The sequence below is a fragment of the Nocardia amikacinitolerans genome, assembly GCF_900215415.1.
In the GTDB taxonomy this organism is placed as follows: Bacteria; Actinomycetota; Actinomycetes; order Mycobacteriales; family Mycobacteriaceae; genus Nocardia; species Nocardia amikacinitolerans.
This window is the reverse complement of sequence record NZ_OBEG01000009.1, coordinates 138,275-157,364: the sequence shown is the minus strand read 5'-3', so window position 1 is coordinate 157,364 and position 19,090 is coordinate 138,275. Positions and strand designations below refer to the sequence as shown.

General features: G+C 69.4%; 7 protein-coding genes. 4 read left to right on the top strand and 3 right to left on the bottom strand.

The window, feature by feature from the left end; genetic code table 11:
* Window positions 1-110 precede the first annotated feature (110 nt).
* The gene (locus CRP45_RS31410) at window positions 111-2,312 is read left to right on the top strand and encodes a serine/threonine-protein kinase (protein ID WP_097248253.1); all 2,202 of its coding nucleotides are present in this window, start codon (window positions 111-113) and stop codon (window positions 2,310-2,312) included.
* A gap of 26 nt (window positions 2,313-2,338) precedes the next feature.
* Here CRP45_RS31410 and CRP45_RS31405 read toward each other — a convergent pair whose 3' ends face one another.
* Entirely contained in the window at window positions 2,339-3,007 is a 669-nt protein-coding gene (locus CRP45_RS31405) for an EthD domain-containing protein (RefSeq protein ID WP_097248252.1), read from the bottom strand.
* Window positions 3,008-3,076: 69 nt separating this feature from the next.
* A complete protein-coding gene (locus tag CRP45_RS31400) occupies window positions 3,077-4,405 on the bottom strand; it encodes a cytochrome P450 (protein WP_179831077.1) in 1,329 nt (442 codons plus the stop codon).
* A 240-nt stretch (window positions 4,406-4,645) separates the two neighbouring features.
* Between CRP45_RS31400 and CRP45_RS31395 the strand changes: the two genes are divergently transcribed.
* Genes CRP45_RS31395 through CRP45_RS31385 form a run of 3 tightly spaced genes read left to right on the top strand, consistent with a single transcriptional unit; the run spans window position 4,646 to window position 18,083 of the window.
* Window positions 4,646-14,746 carry a type I polyketide synthase gene (locus CRP45_RS31395; RefSeq protein ID WP_097248250.1) on the top strand — a complete coding sequence of 3,367 codons (10,101 nt, stop codon included), beginning with the start codon at window positions 4,646-4,648 and terminating at the stop codon, window positions 14,744-14,746.
* Window positions 14,743-17,013, top strand: coding sequence for a thioester reductase domain-containing protein (locus CRP45_RS31390; protein WP_245910641.1), 2,271 nt, complete (start codon window positions 14,743-14,745; stop codon window positions 17,011-17,013). The genes CRP45_RS31395 and CRP45_RS31390 overlap by 4 nt, the downstream gene beginning before the upstream one ends.
* Window positions 17,010-18,083, top strand: coding sequence for an alpha/beta hydrolase (locus CRP45_RS31385; RefSeq protein ID WP_097248249.1), 1,074 nt, complete (start codon window positions 17,010-17,012; stop codon window positions 18,081-18,083). Before CRP45_RS31390 ends, CRP45_RS31385 begins: the two co-directional genes overlap by 4 nt.
* Here the strand turns inward: CRP45_RS31385 and CRP45_RS31380 are convergent.
* Complete coding sequence (locus tag CRP45_RS31380) at window positions 18,066-19,061, bottom strand: Gfo/Idh/MocA family protein (protein WP_097248248.1); 996 nt, start codon at window positions 19,059-19,061, stop codon at window positions 18,066-18,068. The two genes, CRP45_RS31385 and CRP45_RS31380, sit on opposite strands and share 18 nt — an antisense overlap.
* Between the last annotated feature and the right edge of the window lie 29 nt (window positions 19,062-19,090).

Here is a 19,090-nt window from a genome sequence, read left to right as displayed (position 1 = left end):
ACGCTGGATCGGGGAGGTTTCGCGGAAAGGAGTCACCGTGGAGCAACTACCGCAGGGCCGGATCGCGCGCATGATCCGCGCGATCGCCCGAGGCTGATTCCGGACCACCGATGCACGAGCCGCTCGACCTGGTCGATTCCGCCGAACGAACCCGCACGGCACTGACCAACGCCGTCGCGCTGTTCACCGAGGCATGGGCGTCCGGTTCACCACCCGATCTGGCGGCGTACCTACCGAGCGAACCGGCCGCGCGGCGCTTGGTGCTGATCGAACTGATCAAGATCGATCTCGACTACCGGTTCCTGCGTCATCGCATCCCCAAACGGCTGACCGAGTACCGCGCGGAGTTCCCGGAGCTGCGCGAGGGTCCGATGCCCGACGAACTCGTCTACGAGGAATTCCACGCCCTGCGCCGCAGCGCGCTCGCCGGTACGCCCCGCACGGTCGCCGCTGACGCACCGGCCATCCCCGAGACCGCCCAGGCGAGCGACTACCACAGCACGATGATCGCCCGCCCGAACGCGCAAGCGCTGCTCGATGCCTTCGACGTCGGCGACCACGTGGACGACTTCGACCTGCTGATGCGCATCGGCGCGGGCGCGTTCGCCCAGGTCTATCTGGCTCGGCAGCAATCGATGCAGCGCCTGGTCGCGGTCAAGATCTCGCACAACCACGGCAGCGAACCGCAGACCCTCGCTCAGCTGGACCACGAGTACATCGTGCGGATCTTCGACCAGCGGCTCATCGCCGACGGCGAGCTGAAGCTGCTCTACATGCAGTACCTCCCCGGCGGAACGCTGCTCGACGTGCTGCGCTTGCGGCGCTCGACACCCGAGGCGCAGCACAGCGGGCAACTCCTGCTCGACGCGGTCGACGCCGTGCTCGCGGAGAAGGGCGAGGTGCGGCCCGCCGAATCGGCTATCCGGGAACGAACCGCCGAGTTGACCTGGCCGGAGACGGTCGCCTGGCTGGGCCGCCGACTCGCGGACGCGCTACAGCACGCGTCCGAACGAGGAGTGCTGCACCGCGACATCAAACCGGCGAACGTGCTGCTCAGCGCCGAGGGCATCCCGAAGCTGGCCGATTTCAACGTCAGCTTCAGCAAACGCGTCAAGGGCACAAGCCCGCTGGCGTACTTCGGCGGGTCGCTGTCGTACATGTCGCCCGAACAGCTCGAGGCCTGCCATCCCGAGCTGCCCGCGACCGCCGCCGACCTCGACACGCGAAGCGACATCTTCGCGCTGGCCGTCATGCTGTGGGAACTGCTGACCGGACGGCGTCCCTTCGCGGACGAGGCGTACGCGGGCGAGTCGGAGACGTCGCTCGCCCGCATGCTCGAACTGCGCCGCCGGCCCATCGACTCGCGATTCCTCTCCGATCTTCCGCCGGACTGCCCGCCTGCTCTGTGCCGGGTGCTGCTGAAGTGCCTCTCGCCCGACCCCGCGGACCGGTACTCATGCGGTTCGGAATTGGCGCAGCAGCTCGATCTGTGCCTCGAGGCACGGGCCCGCGACCTCGTCTACCCGCCGCCGAACAGTTGGCGGGCGCGTCTTTCGCGGTGGCCGACTCCGATCCTCTGGTTGTCTTCGCTGTTCGGCATCGGCCTGGCTACGGCCTACCTGGCTGTACACGCGCAGAAACTGATCAGGGAGCGGGTCCCCGACGTGGTCAACGCGCAGATGAACAGGGGCGTGATCGCATGCATCCTGGGTGTCTTGCCGTTGGCGATCGTCATCTACGTGTACATATCCCGCGAGGTGCTCGCGGTCTTGCGCGGCTTGCGTGAGGGCAGGCGCTACGACGAGGCCACGCTCGCGCGGGTGCGCAAGCGAACACTGGTCTGGGGCGACCTGTGCGCGCTGAACACCCTGCTCGGCGCGCTGATCGCCACCGTGACGGGCGTGCTGATGCTGCGCTGGATGACCGACCTGCCGCTGCGGTTGCAGATCCACGCCGCGATGACCGTGCTGGTGGCAGGCACCATCTCCGTCGCCTACACGTTCTTCCTCTCCACGTTCTACATCGTCCGCTGCGTCTATCCCAGCTACCTGCGCCACGGCCGGAGCACCGCGCGCGACTCCGCCGGTCTGCACTCGCTGCGCCGAAGAACCACGGTATATCTCGCGATATCGGCCTCGGTCCCGGTGATCGGCGTGCTGGCCGGATTCAGCGCCCTCGAATCCGACGAGCTCTACCTCGTGCGCGATTCGGTCCTCGGCTTGTGCGCGGGCGGCGGCCTCGCGTTCGTCGCCGCCTATTGGTTGTACCGAAAACTGGATGCCGACCTCCGCGCGCTGGACCGGGTGATCTGACCGAGCGCGTGTGATATCGGTGCGGCTCAGTGCAATACGTACCGGCTGGTGGGGACGACGTCGATGTCGCGGTCGGCGCCGAAAGTCGCCACGCTGGCCATCATGCGTTGGATGCGCCGGTTCAGTTCGGCGGGGTCGCCGCCGGTGCCGTAGAAGGCGTGCGGGTCGTGCAGCGCGGCCGAGGGGAACAGTTCCTCGACGACCGCGGCGACGTCCGGCGCCGCGTCGGTGACCGGTTCGAGGACGCGGTTCTGGACGTAACCGAAGGTGGCCTGGGTGGTGATGGCGACCTCGGTGTGGTGATTGCGCCACCGGGCGAGCCATTCGTCGTACGGCAGTTCCGGCGGCCTGCGCAGGAACGCGACGTTGGCCAAGCCGGGGGTGCGCTCGCCGATCGCCACCGACGGCGGCGGGAGCGGCGTCCTGACCTCGACCCGCCAACCCTCGTGGCGCTCGGAAACGTGGCCGAGTGCGTCCAGCACCGCGTTCAGGTCGCAGGCGGTCGGGGACGACAGGGCGAGCACGGCTTCGATCGGTGCGTCGAAGGTCGTCAACCGGAGCATCGCGTCGGCCACGTCGGCGTCGGAGACGTTCAGCCGCACGGACTCGGCGCCCGCCGCGACCAGCCGCTGTGTCAGCTGCGCGTCGTGCAAATCGCCGATACCCCAGAGCGCGAAGATCAGCTCCTCCGCCACACCGCCTCCTAGAACAGGTTCTAATACGGTGAGTCTAACCAGCGGAACCGGCGGTGCGGGCGATGTGGGTCAGCGGTGCCGGAGGGTGATTCGGGCGTTGTCCGCCGGGCTGAGCCCGGTGTGGTACCGGCGCGGTGGTTCGACGGGTCCGGGAACGACTTCGATGCGGCGCTGCTCGAGCACGGTGCGGAACAGGATGCGGGCCTCGACAAGGGCGAACTGCGCGCCGAGGCAGCGGTGTGCTCCGGCGCCGAAGGTCAGCCAGGTGTGGCTGTTCGGTCGCTCGTCGAGGAAGCGTTCGGGGCGGAAGACCATCGGATCCGGGTAGTGCCTCGGTGATTCGTGGATGAGCAGGATCGGGACGATGACGATGGCGCCCTTCGGAATACGGATGCCGTTGACCACGGTGTCGCGGATCGCCCGCCGTCCGGTGAACGGGGACACCGGGCGCAGCCGCATCGTCTCGGCGACCACGGCGTCGAGGTAGGCGTCGAGCCGCGCGCTGTCGCCCGCGTCGACGGCGGCATCGAGTTCGGCCATCGCCTCCGGGTGCGCCGCCAGCATGGCGGCGATCCAGCCGAGCGTGATCGCGGTGGTTTCGTACGCGCCCAACAGGACTCCGCGCATATTGCGGGCCAGCGCCGCGTCGTCGTGCTGATCGAGTTCGGTGCCGACATACCGGGACAGCACGTCTTTCCGCGGCCCGCCGTCACCAGGCGCTGCGCGGCGCGCGGCGATTTCCTCGATGATGACGGCGTCGACCTCGGCCTGGCGGCGAGTGAGCGGCGGATAGGGCAGCGTGAGTCCGCCGACCAGCGGGGTGAGCAGCGTGACGGCGAGGAACCCGCGACTCTCGATCTCACCGAACCACGCGCTGACCGCCTGCTTCAGCCGCCCACGCCGGGGCTCCGCCACGTCACCGAAGACGACGCCGAGCAGCACGCCGATGGCCAGATCGTAACCGGCCTTCAGGAATTCGAACGGTTCGCCGACCGGCCAGGTGGGCAGTTCGCGCCGGACGACCTCCACCATGAGCTCCTCGTAGGAGCGCAGAGCCTTGCTCTGGAAGGGCGGGGCGAACAGCTTGCGTTCGCGGCGGTGCTCCTCGCCGTCGAGGAAGATCAACGTCTGCTTGCCGAACATCACGTCGTGGCTGGAGAACCGGCTCAGCACCTGGCCGATCGAGAAGTCGTCGTTGTTCGCGAAAAGCGCTCGCACATCGCCCATCTCGTGGGTAACGAGCATGGTCGGGAAGCCCGGCGGCGATACGACGAATCGTTCCCCGAGTTCCAGCAGGGGAGAACGATGCGTACCTGGCCGCATCAGTCCACCGATCTGCCCGAGGTGGCGGTTGCGGAGCCGGGGGAGTTCGCGGAGTGCTACCGGGGCTTGTGACACGTGGCTATCCTCACCGCTGGCTCGACGACTGGCAAACCCGAAATGGCTGCGGCAGCAGCGTACTTCGGCAGGTCACTGCCCCTATTTTTCGGGGCGTGGGCCGGTCGCTCGCACCCGGCGAGAGGCGCGACGGTGGCTATATTGTGGAGCGCTGTCAGTCACAACGCACGGCCTGCCTCTCCTCGTTCCTCGGGGAATCAGACCGGCTGAATCTCGGTTACCGGCAAGAGGAAGTAGTTCGTGCTCAACACTTTCGTCGACACACTGTTCGCTCAGGTCGAGAACCGGCCCGCCGAGTTGGTGTATCGGTTCTTGGACAGTGGTGACGTCGACGGCGTCGTCCGCGAGATGTCGTACGCGGACCTGGGTCTTCGCGCCAGGGCGATCGCCGCGGCGCTGGGTGATTCGGGGGCGCTGGGTGATTCGGCACCGGAGCGCGCGCTGTTGCTGTATCCGGCGGGCCCCGAGTTCGCCGAGGCGTTCTTCGGTTGTCTCGCCGCGGGCGTGGTCGCCGTTCCCGCGCCGCTGCCCGAATGGGAGAACCGTTCGCTGCGCAGGCTGCGGCGGATGGTGGCGCACGCGGAAGTCGGTGTGGTGCTCGCTCCGAGCCGGGTCGTCGCGGAGTCCGCCGCGTTGTGCGCCGAGATCCCGGAGCTTGCGGGTGTGCGCTGGCTGGCGACCGACGAGGTCCCCGATGATCTGGCATCGTCGTGGCGGGAGCCGGATCTCGGACCGGATTCGGTCGCGTTCATCCAGTACACCTCCGGCTCGACGAGCGCGCCGCGCGGCGTGCTGCTCACGCACCGGAACCTGCTGCACAACCAGGACGCCATCGCCGCGGGCCTCGGCCACGACCGCGCCATGGTCGAGTCGTGGGACGGCGCGCTGTTCGCCAGCTGGCTGCCGATGTACCACGACATGGGACTCATCGCGCCACTGCTGCACACGGTCCACCTCGGCGCGAATTCGGTGCTGATGTCGCCGCTGCATTTCCTCCAGCGGCCCGAGCGCTGGCTGCAAGCGATCTCGACCTACCGCGCCCACACCAGCGGCGGCCCCAATTTCGCTTACGAGTTGTGTACCCGCCGGATCGCGCCGGAACAGATCGATCGCCTCGATCTGAGCCACTGGCGGGTGGCGTTCAACGGCTCGGAACCGGTGCGGGCTGCGACGGTGCGGCGGTTCACCGAGACCTTCGGCCGGGCCGGGTTCCGTGCCGAATCCCACCAGCCGGTCTACGGTTTGGCCGAAGCGACGCTGATCGTGACCGCACCGTCCACCACCGCGCTACCGACATTCCTGGAGGTTCCGGGGCGAGACGTCGTCGGAAACCGTGCTCGCGGTGCGGAGTTGGTCGGTGTCGGCGGTGCGGCCCAGGGGATGTCGATCGCGGTCGTCGATCCCGAGACCGGTGTCGAACGCGGCGACGGGGACGAAGGCGAGATATGGGTCGCCGGAAACAGCGTGGCCGCAGGGTATTTCCGTGACCAGCAGGCAACGGCCGAGGTCTTCGGTGCGACCCTGCCCGGCGACGATCGCCGCTTCCTCCGCACCGGTGACCTCGGATTCGTCTCCGGCGGGGAGCTTTTCGTCACCGGCAGGCGCAAGGATCTGTTGATCGTCGACGGACGCAATCATTATCCGCAGGACATCGAGCAGACCGTCGAAGCCGCGCACGACGAGGTCCGGGCCGGATGTGTCGCGGCCTTCTCCGTGGACGTCGGGGCGGACGACGAACAGCCGGTCGTGGTGGCCGAGGTGCGCGGCGAGGAACCCGGCGAGCTGGCCGAGATCGAGGGCGCGGTACGTGCCGCGGTGGCGACCGACCACGGCCTCACCCTCGCGGCGGTGCTGCTGATCCGGCCCGGCGCCATCTTCAAGACCAGCAGCGGGAAGATCCAGCGTGCGGCATGCCGGGCGGCGTATCTGTCCGGCGAGCTGCTCGCGCTGTTGGCGGGACCGGTGCGCTCGCCAGAAGACGAGCTGGACGACTACGAAAATGATTCGGAGAGCGAGGAATCCGCGGAAGCGTCCGGCTCGGAGCCGTCCGCGGCCGCGATCCGATCCTGGCTGGTGACGGCGATCGCACGGCAGGCGGCGCTGGATCCGGAACGCATCGACGTGCACCGGCCGATGGTCGAATTCGGCTTGGGTTCGGCGGATCTGGTCGAGATGGTTGTCGACCTGTCGGACTTCGTCGGGCGTTTCCTCGACACCAATCTGCTGTTCGACCATCCCACGATCGACGGAGTGGCCACCGCGCTGGCCCCGACCACGCCCGACGAGCCAGCGGATTCCGGTGCGGAGGAGCTGGACTCGGCCGCGGACGACGAGGCCGACGACGACGCGATTGCCATCCTGTCGATGTCCTGCCGATTCCCCGGCGCGGCGGATTCACCCGAGGCGCTGTGGCGCCTGCTGGACAGCAACCGCGACGCGCTGACCGAGGTCCCGGCGGGCCGCTGGGATATCGACGGCCTGTACGACCCGGACACCACCGCGACCGGTAAGGCGTACACCTTCCGCGGCGGATACGTCGACGGCATCGACCGTTTCGACGCCGCGTTCTTCGGCATCGGCCCGCGCGAGGCCGCTGTGATGGACCCGCAGCAGCGCATGATGTTGCAGCTCAGCTGGGAGGCGATCGAGCGTTCGGGTCGCGATCCGCGCACCCTGCACGGCAGTGCGACCGGTGTCTATCTCGGCGTCTACAGCACCGGCTATCTGAACGACCCCGCGCCGGAGCAGTTGAACGGCCAGGTCGGCACCGGGTTGTCGCCGAGCGTCGCCTCCGGCCGGATCGCCTACACGCTCGGATTGCACGGTCCCGCAGTCACTTTGGACACGGCATGTTCCTCGTCCATCGTCGCGGTGCACATGGCGACGCAGGCGCTGCGCGCCGGGGAGTGCGACCTCGCCTTGGCGGGCGGCGCGACGCTGCTGATGTCGCCGACCGCCCATATCGAGCTGTGCCGGTTGGGTGTGCTGTCACCGACGGGCCGGTGCGCGCCGTTCTCGGCCGACGCGGACGGGACGGTGTGGGCCGAAGGCGCCGGTCTGCTGCTGCTGAAGCGGCTCGGCGACGCCCGCCGCGACGGGGACAAGGTCCTCGCGGTCATTCGCGGTTCCGCCGTCAACCAGGACGGCCGCAGCCAGGGCCTGAGCGCGCCGAACGGCGCCGCCCAAGAGCAGGTGCTGCGGTCGGCGCTGCGCGTCTCGGATCTGGCGCCGCACGATATCGACTACGTCGAGGCGCACGGCACCGGCACGGCGCTCGGCGATCCGATCGAGGCGCGTGCGCTGGCCCGGGTGTTCGGGCCGGGTCGTGATCCCGGGCGACCGCTCGGCATTGGATCGCTGAAATCCAATGTGGGCCATACCCAGGCCGCGGCGGGTGTGGGCAGCATCGTCAAACTGGTGCTCGCGTTGCAACACGAGCGCATCCCCGCAACCCTCGGCGCGAGCGAGCCGTCGCCGCAGATCGACTGGGAGAGCAGCGGTTTGGCGGTGTGCTCCGAGCCGATGCCGTGGCCGAAGGGCGATCGGCCGCGTCGCGCCGGTGTGAGCGCCTTCGGTCTCAGCGGCACGAACGCGCACCTGATCCTCGAGGAGGGCCAGCCCGAGCCGACGGCGGCGGAACCGACCGCCGAGGACCCAAGCGTCGTGTTGTTGCCGATCTCGGCCCGCAGCCGGGAATCGCTGTACGGTCAGGCGCGACGGCTGCTCGACCTGGTGGTCGCCGATCCAGGGCTGCGGCCAGGTCCGGTCTCGCGCGCATTGGCGTTGCAGCGCACCCAGTTCGAGCGCCGCGCTGTCGTGGTGGCGAGCGACCGAGACGAGATGATCGGCGCGCTGGGCGATCTGGCCGACGGACGGTCCTCGGCGAATGCCGTCGCCGGAGCCGGTCCGGTGCTCACCAACGGCAAGACCGCGTTCGTCTTCCCCGGACAGGGGATGCAGTGGGTCGGCATGGCACGCGACATGCTCGCCTCCTCCGCGGAGTTCCGCGCCGAATTCGAGCAGTGCGACAAGGCTTTCGGCGCGCATATCGGATGGTCGCTGGTGGACAGGCTGGCCACGATGACCGATGCGGATCTCGTCGATTTCCCGGTCGTGCAGCCGCTGCTGTTCGCGACCATGGCCGCGCTCGCGGCCACCTGGCGAGCGGCGGGCGTCAGCCCGGACGCGGTGATCGGCCACAGCCAAGGCGAGATCGCCGCCGCCTACTGGGCCGGTGTCATCGACTTGGGCGATGCCGCACGGATCGTCCTCACGCGCAGCCGCCTGATGCAGGCCATCGTCGAACCCGGCGCGATGGCGATGATCGGCCTGCCCGAGGACGAGGTGAGTCAACGATTGGCGAAGTTCGACGGCCGGGTGTCCGTCGCCGCGGTCAACGTGCGTCGCTCGACGATCGTGGCGGGCGAGCAGGCCGCGGTGGCGGAACTGCTCGCCGAGATGGAGCGGGCGGGAATCTACACGCGGCTGGGCGCCTCCGGTCCCGGTTTCGCCGGGCACTGCCGGTTGATCGAGTCCATCCGCGATCCGCTGCTCGCCGAGCTCGCGGGCATGGCGTCGGATTCGCCCGTGACACAGTGGTATTCGACTGTTTCGGGCGCGCCGATGACCGACGAACCGATCGGACCGGACTATTGGTATCGGAACGCGCGCGAGACCGTGCGATTCGCCGCCACGATCGAGCGCATGATCGCCGACGGGTTCCGGTATTTCGTCGAACTCGGCGTGCACCCGTCGCTGACCGCGGCCGTCAAGACGGTGTCGGAGGAACTCGCGCGCGAGGTCGTCGCCGTCGGATCGCTGGTCAGGGACCAGGACGGACCAACCTGTTTGGCCAGGGCGCAGGCCGAACTGTATGTCGCCGGTCACGAACTCGACTGGACCCGGCTGGTTCCCGAACACGGCCGGGTGGATCTGCCGACCTATGCCTTCGACGAGCGGCGGTTCTGGACCGACTCCGCGAGCCGCGACACCGCCTCGCTCGGGCTCGCGGATGTCGGGCATCCCATCCTGGGCAGCGCTGTGCCGCAGCCGGATTCGGGCGGCGTGACACTGACCGGGCGGATGTCGCGCAGGCAGCAGCCGTGGGTGATCGATCACGCGGGACCGAACGCGGTGCTGTTGCCCGGTGCGGCGTTGGTCGACCTCGCGATTCGGGCCGGTGACGAGGTGGACGCTCCGGTCCTGCGCGAGCTCGTGCTGCGCGCGCCCGTGCCCGTCCCCGAGCGCGGATCGTGGCGGATCCAGACGGTGGTCGGCGGCCCCGACGCCGACAACCGCCGGACCGTGCGGGTCTACGCGCGCGACGAACACGAACCGGATGCCCAGTGGACTCTGCACGCCGAGGGTGCACTGGGTGAGGAGGCAGAACCTCCTCCCCCGCAGGTGGATTCGTCGGTGTGGCCGCCCGCCGGAGCGATGCGCGTCGATGTCGACGATCTGTACGCGAAGCTGTTCGCGCGCGGGCACCACTACGGTCCGCTGTTCCGGGCGATGCGTGCGGCATGGCGACGCGACGACGAGATCTTCGTCGAGGTCGAGCTCCCCGAATCCGCGCACGGTGACGCCGCGAAGTTCGGCATCCATCCGGCGCTGCTGGATGCCGCGCTGCACGCCACCGCGCTGTTCGCCGCCGACGGCGCGAACGCCCTGCTGCCCTTCGTGTGGACGGATGTCGCGCTGTGGGCCTCCGGCGCGACCGCCCTGCGCGTCCGGCTCACCAGGTCGGGCTCCGACGCCGTCACCATGTCCGCGACCGATCGCGCCGGGCAGCCTGTGGTTTCCGTGGGTTCGGTCCTGTCGCGTCCGGTGGCCGCCGCGCAGTGGGACGCCGCCTCGCTCGCGCCCGCGTACCGTCGGCTGTTCCGGATGGAGTGGTCGCGGGTATCGCTGCCCGAGCCCAACCGGACGATCACGGTGCGCGAGTGGAATCTCGGCGATCCGGAGGTCGCCGACGCGATCGTTCTGCCGGTGCCCGAGGGTGATTCGCCCAGCGAGGTACACGGCGCGGCACAGCGGACACTTTCCGCGCTCCAAAAGCTGTTGGCGGACAACAGCTTCGAACAGACGACAGTGATCGTGCGTACCCGCGGGGCGGTGGCGCTGCCCGGCGAGGGCAGCCCGGATCCGGCGGGCGCGGTCGTGTGGGGACTGGTCCGCTCGGCGCAGTCGGAGAATCCGGGCCGGATCGTGCTGCTCGATACGGCCGACGCCGCGGTGGATGTCGCCGCGCTCCTCGCCGCGGGCGAACACCAGCTCGCCGTGCGCGACGGTGTGGCGTTCGTGCCGCGGCTGGCTCGGTTGCCGGAGGCGCGAGTGCCCGAAGGTCGGGTGACGCTTGGCGAGGGCGCGGTGCTGATCACCGGTGCCCCGGGTCGGCTCGGTTCGGCGCTGGCCCGCCATCTGGCCGACGCCTACGCTGCCCGAGACCTGGTGCTGGTCAGTCGTCGCGGCATCGACGGCCCCGGCGGCGCGGAATTGCGGAACGATCTTGAAAGCCGCGGCGTCCGTGTGCGTTTCGCGCGCTGCGATATCACCGACCGGTCCGCTCTGGCGCAGCTGCTCGACGGTATGCCACTAGCGGGTGTGGTCCACGCGGCGACCGTACTCGAAGACAGCACACTGGGCGCGTTGACGCCCGATCGACTGGCCGCCGTGCTGCGCCCGAAAGTCGATGCGGCCCATCACCTGCACGAGCTGACCGCGGACCGGAACCTGTCGATGTTCGTGCTCTTCTCCGCGGCGGGTGGTCTGTTCGGCACACCGGGCCAAGCCAATTACGTGGCGGCCAACGCCTACCTCGACGCGCTGGCGCTGCATCGCCGGTCGCTCGGTCTGCCCGCGCAGTCGCTGGCCTGGGGCGCGTGGGAGGTCGACATGCACGACCACATGGCGCAGGCCGACATCCGGCGTATCGCGCGGGCGGGTATCCGCGCGTTCTCGGTGCCCGAGGGCATGGCCTGTTTCGATGCCGCGCTGCGGCTCGGCGATCCGATGCTGGTTCCCCTGCTGCTCGATACCGACGTGCTGCGCCGCGCGTCGGTCGTCCCGCCGCTGCTGCGCGGACTCGTGCGTCGTGCGCCCCGGCGGGCCGCGGCCGACCGCGCGCCCGTCGACGCGGCGGCGGGATCGCGTTTCGCCGAACGGCTTCGGGCGGTGCCGCGCGTGGAGGCGACCACCCTGGCGCTGGCCGCGGTCACCGAGTGGACCGGGGAGGTGCTCGGCCACACCGACGCCGGAACGGTCGCGGCCGCGCAGAGCTTCCAGAGCTTGGGGCTCGACTCCTTGATGGCGGTCGAATTGCGCAACAAGGTGCGCGAGCACACCGGGATCGCCGTGCCGCTCGGCACCATTCTGGCCGAGCGGAGTCTCGCCGACCTCGCCGACTTCCTCGTCGAAGAGGTGCTGCGCCAGGCGGATTCCGCGGGAACGAACGTCGTCGCCGAGGTGCCGGAGCTCGAAGTGCTGCCGGTGACCAGGGACATGATGCGGCTGCTGCGGACCGAGCAGCTCGGCATCCCGAGCGCCGCGCAGACCGGCGGTGCCGCCGTGCGGCTGGCCGCGCCGGTCACCCGGCCGCGGCTGGAGCAAGCGCTGGCGCGGCTCGCTCGTCGACATGCCGCGCTGCGCACCACCATTCGGCCCAGCGCCGAGCACGGACGCCAGCTCGAGGTCCATCGCGAGCCTGGCGAGCTGGCGGCCTGGCGGGATCTCGATCGACTCGACGACGCCGTGATAGAGCGGTGTTTCCGAGAGCTGATGGCGCGGCCGTTCGACCTGGAGACGGGCCCGCTGTGGCGCTTCGAACTTCTGAACGCCGAAACAGGTGGCCAAGCAGTGGTTTTCGGGGCGCATCACAGCATGAGCGATGTGCAGTCGATGCTGCTCGTCGCAGGCGAACTCGCCGCGGAGTTGTCCGGCGTCGAGCTCGGCGACACCGTGACGAACCGCGACATGCACCAACTGCTCGCCGCCCAGTCGAGCGGCCGCGCCGACGCGGATCCTGCGATCGCTCGGTGGCGCGACGCGTTCTCCGGATCTCGCAGGCTGGAACTGACTTTCGCGCACCCGCGTCCGGACCGGCGCAGCTACCGCGCGGAATCGCTCGCGCTCGACATGCCCGCCGGACTACACGACCGGGTCGCGGACCGGGCCAGAGACCTCGGGATCACCCCGGCCGCGGTGTTCCTCGGCGCGCTGACCATTCTGCTGGCTCGTCGGCAGCAGGTGGACCGGTTCGCCTTGGCGGTTCCGGTGGACACGCGCATGCACGCCGACGCGACGGACGCCGTCGGGTATTTCGGTGTGCCAGTGCCTTTCCCGGCCGCCGCGGCGGCGGGTGACCTCGTCACCGACGTGCTGCGGCGCACCGGTGAGCGGCTGCGGAATCTGCTCGCACCCGGCGCGGGCTTCGCCGAAGTGCTCGCCGCGCTGGCCGGCGAGGGGCTGCACCGTGACAACGCGCCGATGATCGAGGTGTACTTCAACTACCTGCGCGCCAATTCGGCCGTCGCGCCCGCCGCGATCGTTCCGGTGAGTACGGGATACTCCGATCTCGACCTCATGGTCGCGGTGCTGCCCGACACCGGCCAGGTGTGGTTCACCTACAACAACGACATCATCGACGCGCGGACCTGCGCCGAATTCGGCAGGAAGTATCTGGAGACGGTCGCGGCGGTGGTCGCCGACCCCGGTGCGGCGGCTCGGCCGGAAACGGCTGGGCAGCAGTCTGTCTCCGGCGTTCGCGCGGCGCTGGGCGCGACCTTCGCGCTCGGCAGGCTGCCCGAGCTGGTTCAGGCCGCCTCCGAAACGGCGATCACCGTCGCGGAGGCGCCGTATCACCATGTGCTGTCCAGCCTGCGCGACCCGTCGGGCGTCTTCGCGCAGCCGTCGACGGACGTAGGCATCGTGCTGCTACGCGCGGCGGACCTGGAACGTTTCGGCGAGATCTCCGACGACCTGCTCGCCGAGCTCGCCGCCGAGTATCCGGCGGCCGTGCTGGAGGTAGTCGAACGCACCCGTCGGCCGATCATCGTCGGCATCCTGCCGTCGGCCGAGTCGGCGGAACGGCTGCTCGAGTGGGAGCGGTCGGTCGCCGAACGTCTGCGCGATCGTCCCGGCGTCGCGGTGCTGGAAGCGCGCGAGTGGACGCGAAACCACCCGGTGGACAACCCCTTCGACGACAGGACCGAGATCCTGGCGCACCTGCCCTTCACCCCCGAATTCCAAGCGGCGGTGGCGCTCACCCTGGTCGCGACCGCGACCGCCGTGACGGAACCCGCGCCGAAGGTCGTCGTCGTGGACGGCGACGACACTCTGTGGAGTGGTACGGCAGGCGAGATCGGCTCCGCCGCTGTCGTCTTCGACGAGCCGCGCCGAGCGCTGGCCCGGCGGCTGCTGCACTGGCGTGCGGCGGGCACACTGCTGGCGCTGGTGTCCAACAACGACGAGGACGTCGTCCGCGCGATCCTGGACCGGCCCGACAGCCCGCTGCGCCGCGAGCATTTCGCCGCCGTGTCCGCGGGCTGGGACGGCAAACCCGAGCGGCTCGAAGAGATCGCCCGCACACTGCGGCTGGGGCTCGACAGCTTCTGCTACCTCGACGACAACCCGGTCGAGGTGGCGCGGATGCGCGCGTCGCTGCCCGAGGTGCTGTCGGTGACGTGTCCGCCCGCCGACGACCTGGAATCGTTCCTTGCGCGACTGTGGCCGATGGTTCCGATCGCGGCGACGGCCGAGGACCGCGCGCGTTCCGACTTCTATCGCCAAGAGAGCGAACGCGACAGTGCCCGCGCCACCACGGAATTCGCGGAATTCCTCGCGGGGCTGAACCTCGAGGTCGATATCGAACCGCTGAACGACACCACCCTGGCGCGTGCCCGACAACTCGTCCGGCGGACCAATCAGTTCACCCTCGCCGAGGTGACCACCGACGATCTCGACCGGTGGCGCGCCGAAGGCGAGGTGTGGACGGCGACGGCGCGCGACCGCTTCGGTGACTACGGCTTGATCTCGGTGCTCGCCCTCCGGCCGGATACCGACGCGCTGCGTATTCGCGGCTGGCAGCTCAGCTGCCGCGCTCTCGGCCGCGGCGTCGAGGAGCGGCTGCTGGCTTGGATCGCGGATCGGGCCGACGCACTCGGCCATTCGTCGGTGCGCGTGTCCGTCGAGCGCACCGCCCGTAACGAACCCGCTCGGCGGTTGGCCGCACGGCTGATCGGTGGATCCGCCGACCGACGGCTGGATGTGTCGGTGACTCCTCAGCGCCTGCGGGAGTTCCGGTCCTGGGATGCCACGGCGCAAGGAGAGGATGTGGCCCGGTGACCGATTCCGACGAGCGGACGACGGTGCGCAATCCGGCCGTCGATCGTCGTGGGCGCGGCGAAGCACTCGAACGGGGCGTCGGCGGGTTGGACGTCGCCGCCTTGCTCGCGCGTACCGGCGGCCCTTCGGCGATCGAAATACTCAGCCCCGCAACGGACGTTGCCACGCTACCCACGAACGCTGCCGCGCCGACTACTGACGCCGAAGCGGTGGTCGCGGCGGTGACCGCCCTGGCGAACCGGTTCACCGAAACGACCATCGACGCCGACACCGACTTCTTCGACGCGGGCGGCACCTCCATCGCGGCGGTGGAATTCGTCGCCGCGCTGGCGCGTGAGCTGGATATCCACCTGGATCTCGACACGGTGTTCTTCGACGCGCGCCCGCGCAGGCTGGCGCACCGCTGGCTGGCCGACCATCCGGAAACCGGCGCGCCGCAGCCGGATAGGGAAGACGAGGCCGATACCGACGATCTGGCTCAGCTCTTCGCCGATCTCGCGGGTGCCGACCTACTGCCGGTGGTGGCACCGCCGGAGCGGGTCGCGCCGCGCCGCATCCTGCTGACCGGTGCGACCGGCTTCCTCGGCAGTCACTTGCTACTGGATCTGTTGCGGCACAGCGAGGCTCACGTGGTGTGCCTGGTCCGCGCCGCCGACGATCAGGCCGCCACCGAAAGGTTGGAGCACGCCGTGCGGCGCTTCATGCTGCCGTGGTCGCGGGAGGTGCTGCGGCGCGTAACACCACTGGCCGGGGATCTGCGCGAACCGCGACTGGGTCTGTCCGACGAACGCTGGGCAACCCTCGCCGCGGAGGTGGATTCGATCGTCAACGCCGGTGCCGCGGTGGACTTCCTGCGCGGCTACCCGTCCCTGCGCCGGACCAACGTACTCGGCCCGCTGACCCTCGCCGAACTGGCCTGCACCGGCAAACCCAAACCGGTGCATCACATCTCCTCGCTGGCGGTGTTCAACGGAACCGACGCCAGCGCGTTGGGCGAGGACGATCCGACCGCCAACGTCGCCGCACTGCCCATCGGATACGACCGATCGAAATGGGCCGCCGAGGCCGTGCTGCGCCGGACGGGCGAACACGGGCTCGTGGTGACCGTTCTCCGGCCGGGTGGTATCGGCAGCCACCCGGAGACCGGCGCGCACAACTCGCGCGACCTCAATGCCGGAATCACCGCGGCGCTGATGCGTTTTCGCACTGCGCCGGGATTCCGATACCTCAACTCCGCGCCGGTGGATTGGGTCAGCCGGGTGGCCGCCGAGATCGTCGGCACGCCGAGCGCCTGGGGTCACACCTATCACCTCACCGGTGCGCCCACCACGCTCGATCGGATCGTCGCCGAAACGACGTTGGGCGGCATCGGTATTCGTGTGCAGCACTGGGAGCAGTGGTGCGACGACGTTGTCCGCCGGATCAGGGAGGAACCGGTACCGGAACTGGAGTCGCTGGCACAGGTGTTGCAGAGTCCGGTAGCCCGTCGGCAGCTGGCGGCGATGGTGACCGCGCCGCCCGCATCGGCCGCGCGCACCGAGGCCTTCGTGTCCGCCAACGGATTGCCCGCGCCCGCCACGCCGGGGCCGGCGGCGCGCGGCCGGATGCTCGCCGCCATGACGGGCCTCGGGCCGCGGGCGGATGAACAGCCCTACCTGCGGTTCAACGAGACACTCGCCGGTATGGTCGGCCCGATCGGCGAACCCGCCGACATCCCCTGCGAGCTGCGCCTGACACTGTCCGTCGCGAGCAGCGCGCAGGTGTTCACCGCGCGAACACTCGACGTCACCGGCGAACTCACCTGCGCCGGTTTGCACCCCGAGCCGCTCGCCGTCGAGGGCACCGCGACGGTGCGGCCGCACGACGGACTACCGCTGCGCCACGAAGTGCGGCACCCGATCATGCACTACCGCCTGACGCTGCGCGATGCGTCCGGAGGCGAATGGTGGCTGGCGGGATACAAGTTCGCCGCGGCGCGGCGACGTCTCGTGCGGCAGCTCGGCACGCAGGTGATCGAGCTGGGCCGCGCCGGAGAGGCCGCGTCCTACACCGGCGAGGTCGCCGTGCCGATGCACACCTACCTGCCCGACCAGATCGACGGTATCCAGATCGATCCCCGACTGCCCGAACGACAACGGCGTCTGGCGAAAATGTTGTGGCTCAGCTGGTTCGGCGGTCAGCTCGGCAAGAGCCTGGTCGAACCCTTCCTGCGGGTCGGGACCGATCTGCTCGATCTGCGCCGAGCCATGAAGGAGCACCGCCGATGACCGACCTACGCTCGACACCGGAACTTGTTGCCGCGGAGACGTTTTCCTTTCGTACCGCCGACGGCGTCGACCTGACATTGCGTCGCGTGGGTCCGTCCGACGCGCCCGCGGTGCTGCTGGTGCACGGGCACGGCGTGTCGTCGGAGATGTTCGCGCTGCCCGAGATTCGCAATATCACCGATGTGCTTGCCGATGCGGGCTACCAGTCGTGGCTGCTCGACTGGCGTGGCAGTTGCCGCCTGCCCTACAACGAATCCGGTTCGCCCTACACCTTCGACGACGTCGCGCTCTACGACCTGCCGGAGGCGGTCGCCCGGATCAAGGACCGGATCGGCGACCGTCCGCTGTTCGTCGTCGCGCACTGCATCGGCGCGCTTGCCCTCTCGCTGAGTATGACGGCCGGACTGCTACCGGGACTGGCGGGCGTCGTCGCGCAGGGTGTCTTCCTGACACCGAAGGTCAGCACGTCGGCGCGGGTGCGGGTGTTGCTCGGCAGTGAATTGCTCGGTTCGCGCGTCACCCACATCGAATCCGACTTCCGCAAGGTAGGGCTGTGGTCCCGGCGCACACTGCTGTACGCGGCGCTGTCGCGCAAGGGCGACTGCCCCGACCCCACCTGCCGCATGGTGCACCACGGGTGGGGGATGGGCGCCAAGCTGTTCGAGCACGACCACTTGGACCCGCGCACCCACGACAGGCTGGCCGAATTGTTCGGCGCGATACCGCTTTCGGTGCTGCCGCATCTGCGGCAGATGGAGTTGGCGCACGCCGTTGTCCGATGGAACGTCGACGACGACCGCTACGGCGCGCTGCCGGAGAACGCACTCGACCACGCCGACCGCATCGACTGTCCGGTGCTGCTGCTGTCCGGCAGCCGCAACGAGGCGTGGCTCGGTGCCAACAAGCTGTGCTACGACGTGCTTTCGGCGCGCAATCCGGGGATCGACGTCCGCTACACCGAGATTCCGTCCTACGGGCACCTGGACACGTTCATCGGCCGGGGCGCCGCGCTGGACGTGTTCGGGTACATCGTCGACTTCCTCGACGAGACCTCAGCTCGGTTGGCGTAGCCGAAGACCTGCGGACTGGTAGATGGCATCGATGACGGTCATGGTCGCCACGGCGTCGCCCGGCGTGGTCGGCACCGGCTCGCCGCGCAGCACGGCGGACGCGAAGGCGTCGAGTTGGTAGTCGTAGGAGGTCCGCTTGCCGAAGCGCCGCACCCGCCTGCCGCTTTCCGAACGGACGGTGAGCAGATGTCCCAGGTGCGGAAGCACGGGATTGATCAGCCGCATCCGGCCGCGTTCGCCGATGACGGTGGCGCCGATGCGCAGCACGTCGGCCGACCACATCGAGCACCGGATGCGGCCGGTGTGTCCGGACGGGAAGCGCAGTTCGGCGGTCATCGCTCGGTCGATGTCGGCGTCGCGCAACTTCGCCTGCGCGGCTACGACGTCCGGATCCTCGCCACCGAGCACGCGGGCAATGTGCACGGCGTAGCAGCCCGCGTCCATCAGGGCGCCGCCCGCGAGGGTGTAGTCGTAGCGGATGTCGGAGAACTTCGGCAGCGGGAAGGAGAGTGCGGCCTCCACACGCAGCAGCGTCCCCAACTCGCCGGAAGCGATGATCTTCTCGGCTGCCGAGATCATCGGATGGTAGCGGTAGTGGAACGCCTCCATGACCACACGATCGGAAGCGCTTGCCAGATCGGCGATCTCGCGTGCTTCGTCGGCGTTGGCGGTGAACGGCTTCTCGCACAGCACATGCTTTCCGGCCTGCACCGCGGCGCGCGTCCAGCGGCCGTGCAAGCCGTTGGGCAACGGTATGTAGACCGCGTCGAGATCCGGGGCGTCGATCAGCGCCTGGTAGCTGTCGTAGCTGCGCGGTATGCCGTGCTTGCGGGCGAAACTCTCCGCCCGCGACCGATCCCGTGCCGCCACCGCCGCGACGACGACCTCCGGGTTGCGGCCTGCCGGTTGGATCACCGCCGCGGGCGCGATGCGGGCAGCCCCGAGAATGCCGATCCGGAGCCGCGTGTCGTCGGTCATCAGCAGACACTAACATCGGCACCGCGCCG

What these genes read in the sequence shown, in the direction of transcription:
- CRP45_RS31410 (WP_097248253.1), top strand. Translation starts at nt 111, where the DNA reads ATGCACGAGCCGCTCGACCTGGTCGATTCCGCCGAACGAACCCGCACG.
- CRP45_RS31385 (WP_097248249.1), top strand. Translation starts at nt 17,010, where the DNA reads ATGACCGACCTACGCTCGACACCGGAACTTGTTGCCGCGGAGACGTTT.
- CRP45_RS31380 (WP_097248248.1), bottom strand. Translation starts at nt 19,061, where the DNA reads ATGACCGACGACACGCGGCTCCGGATCGGCATTCTCGGGGCTGCCCGC.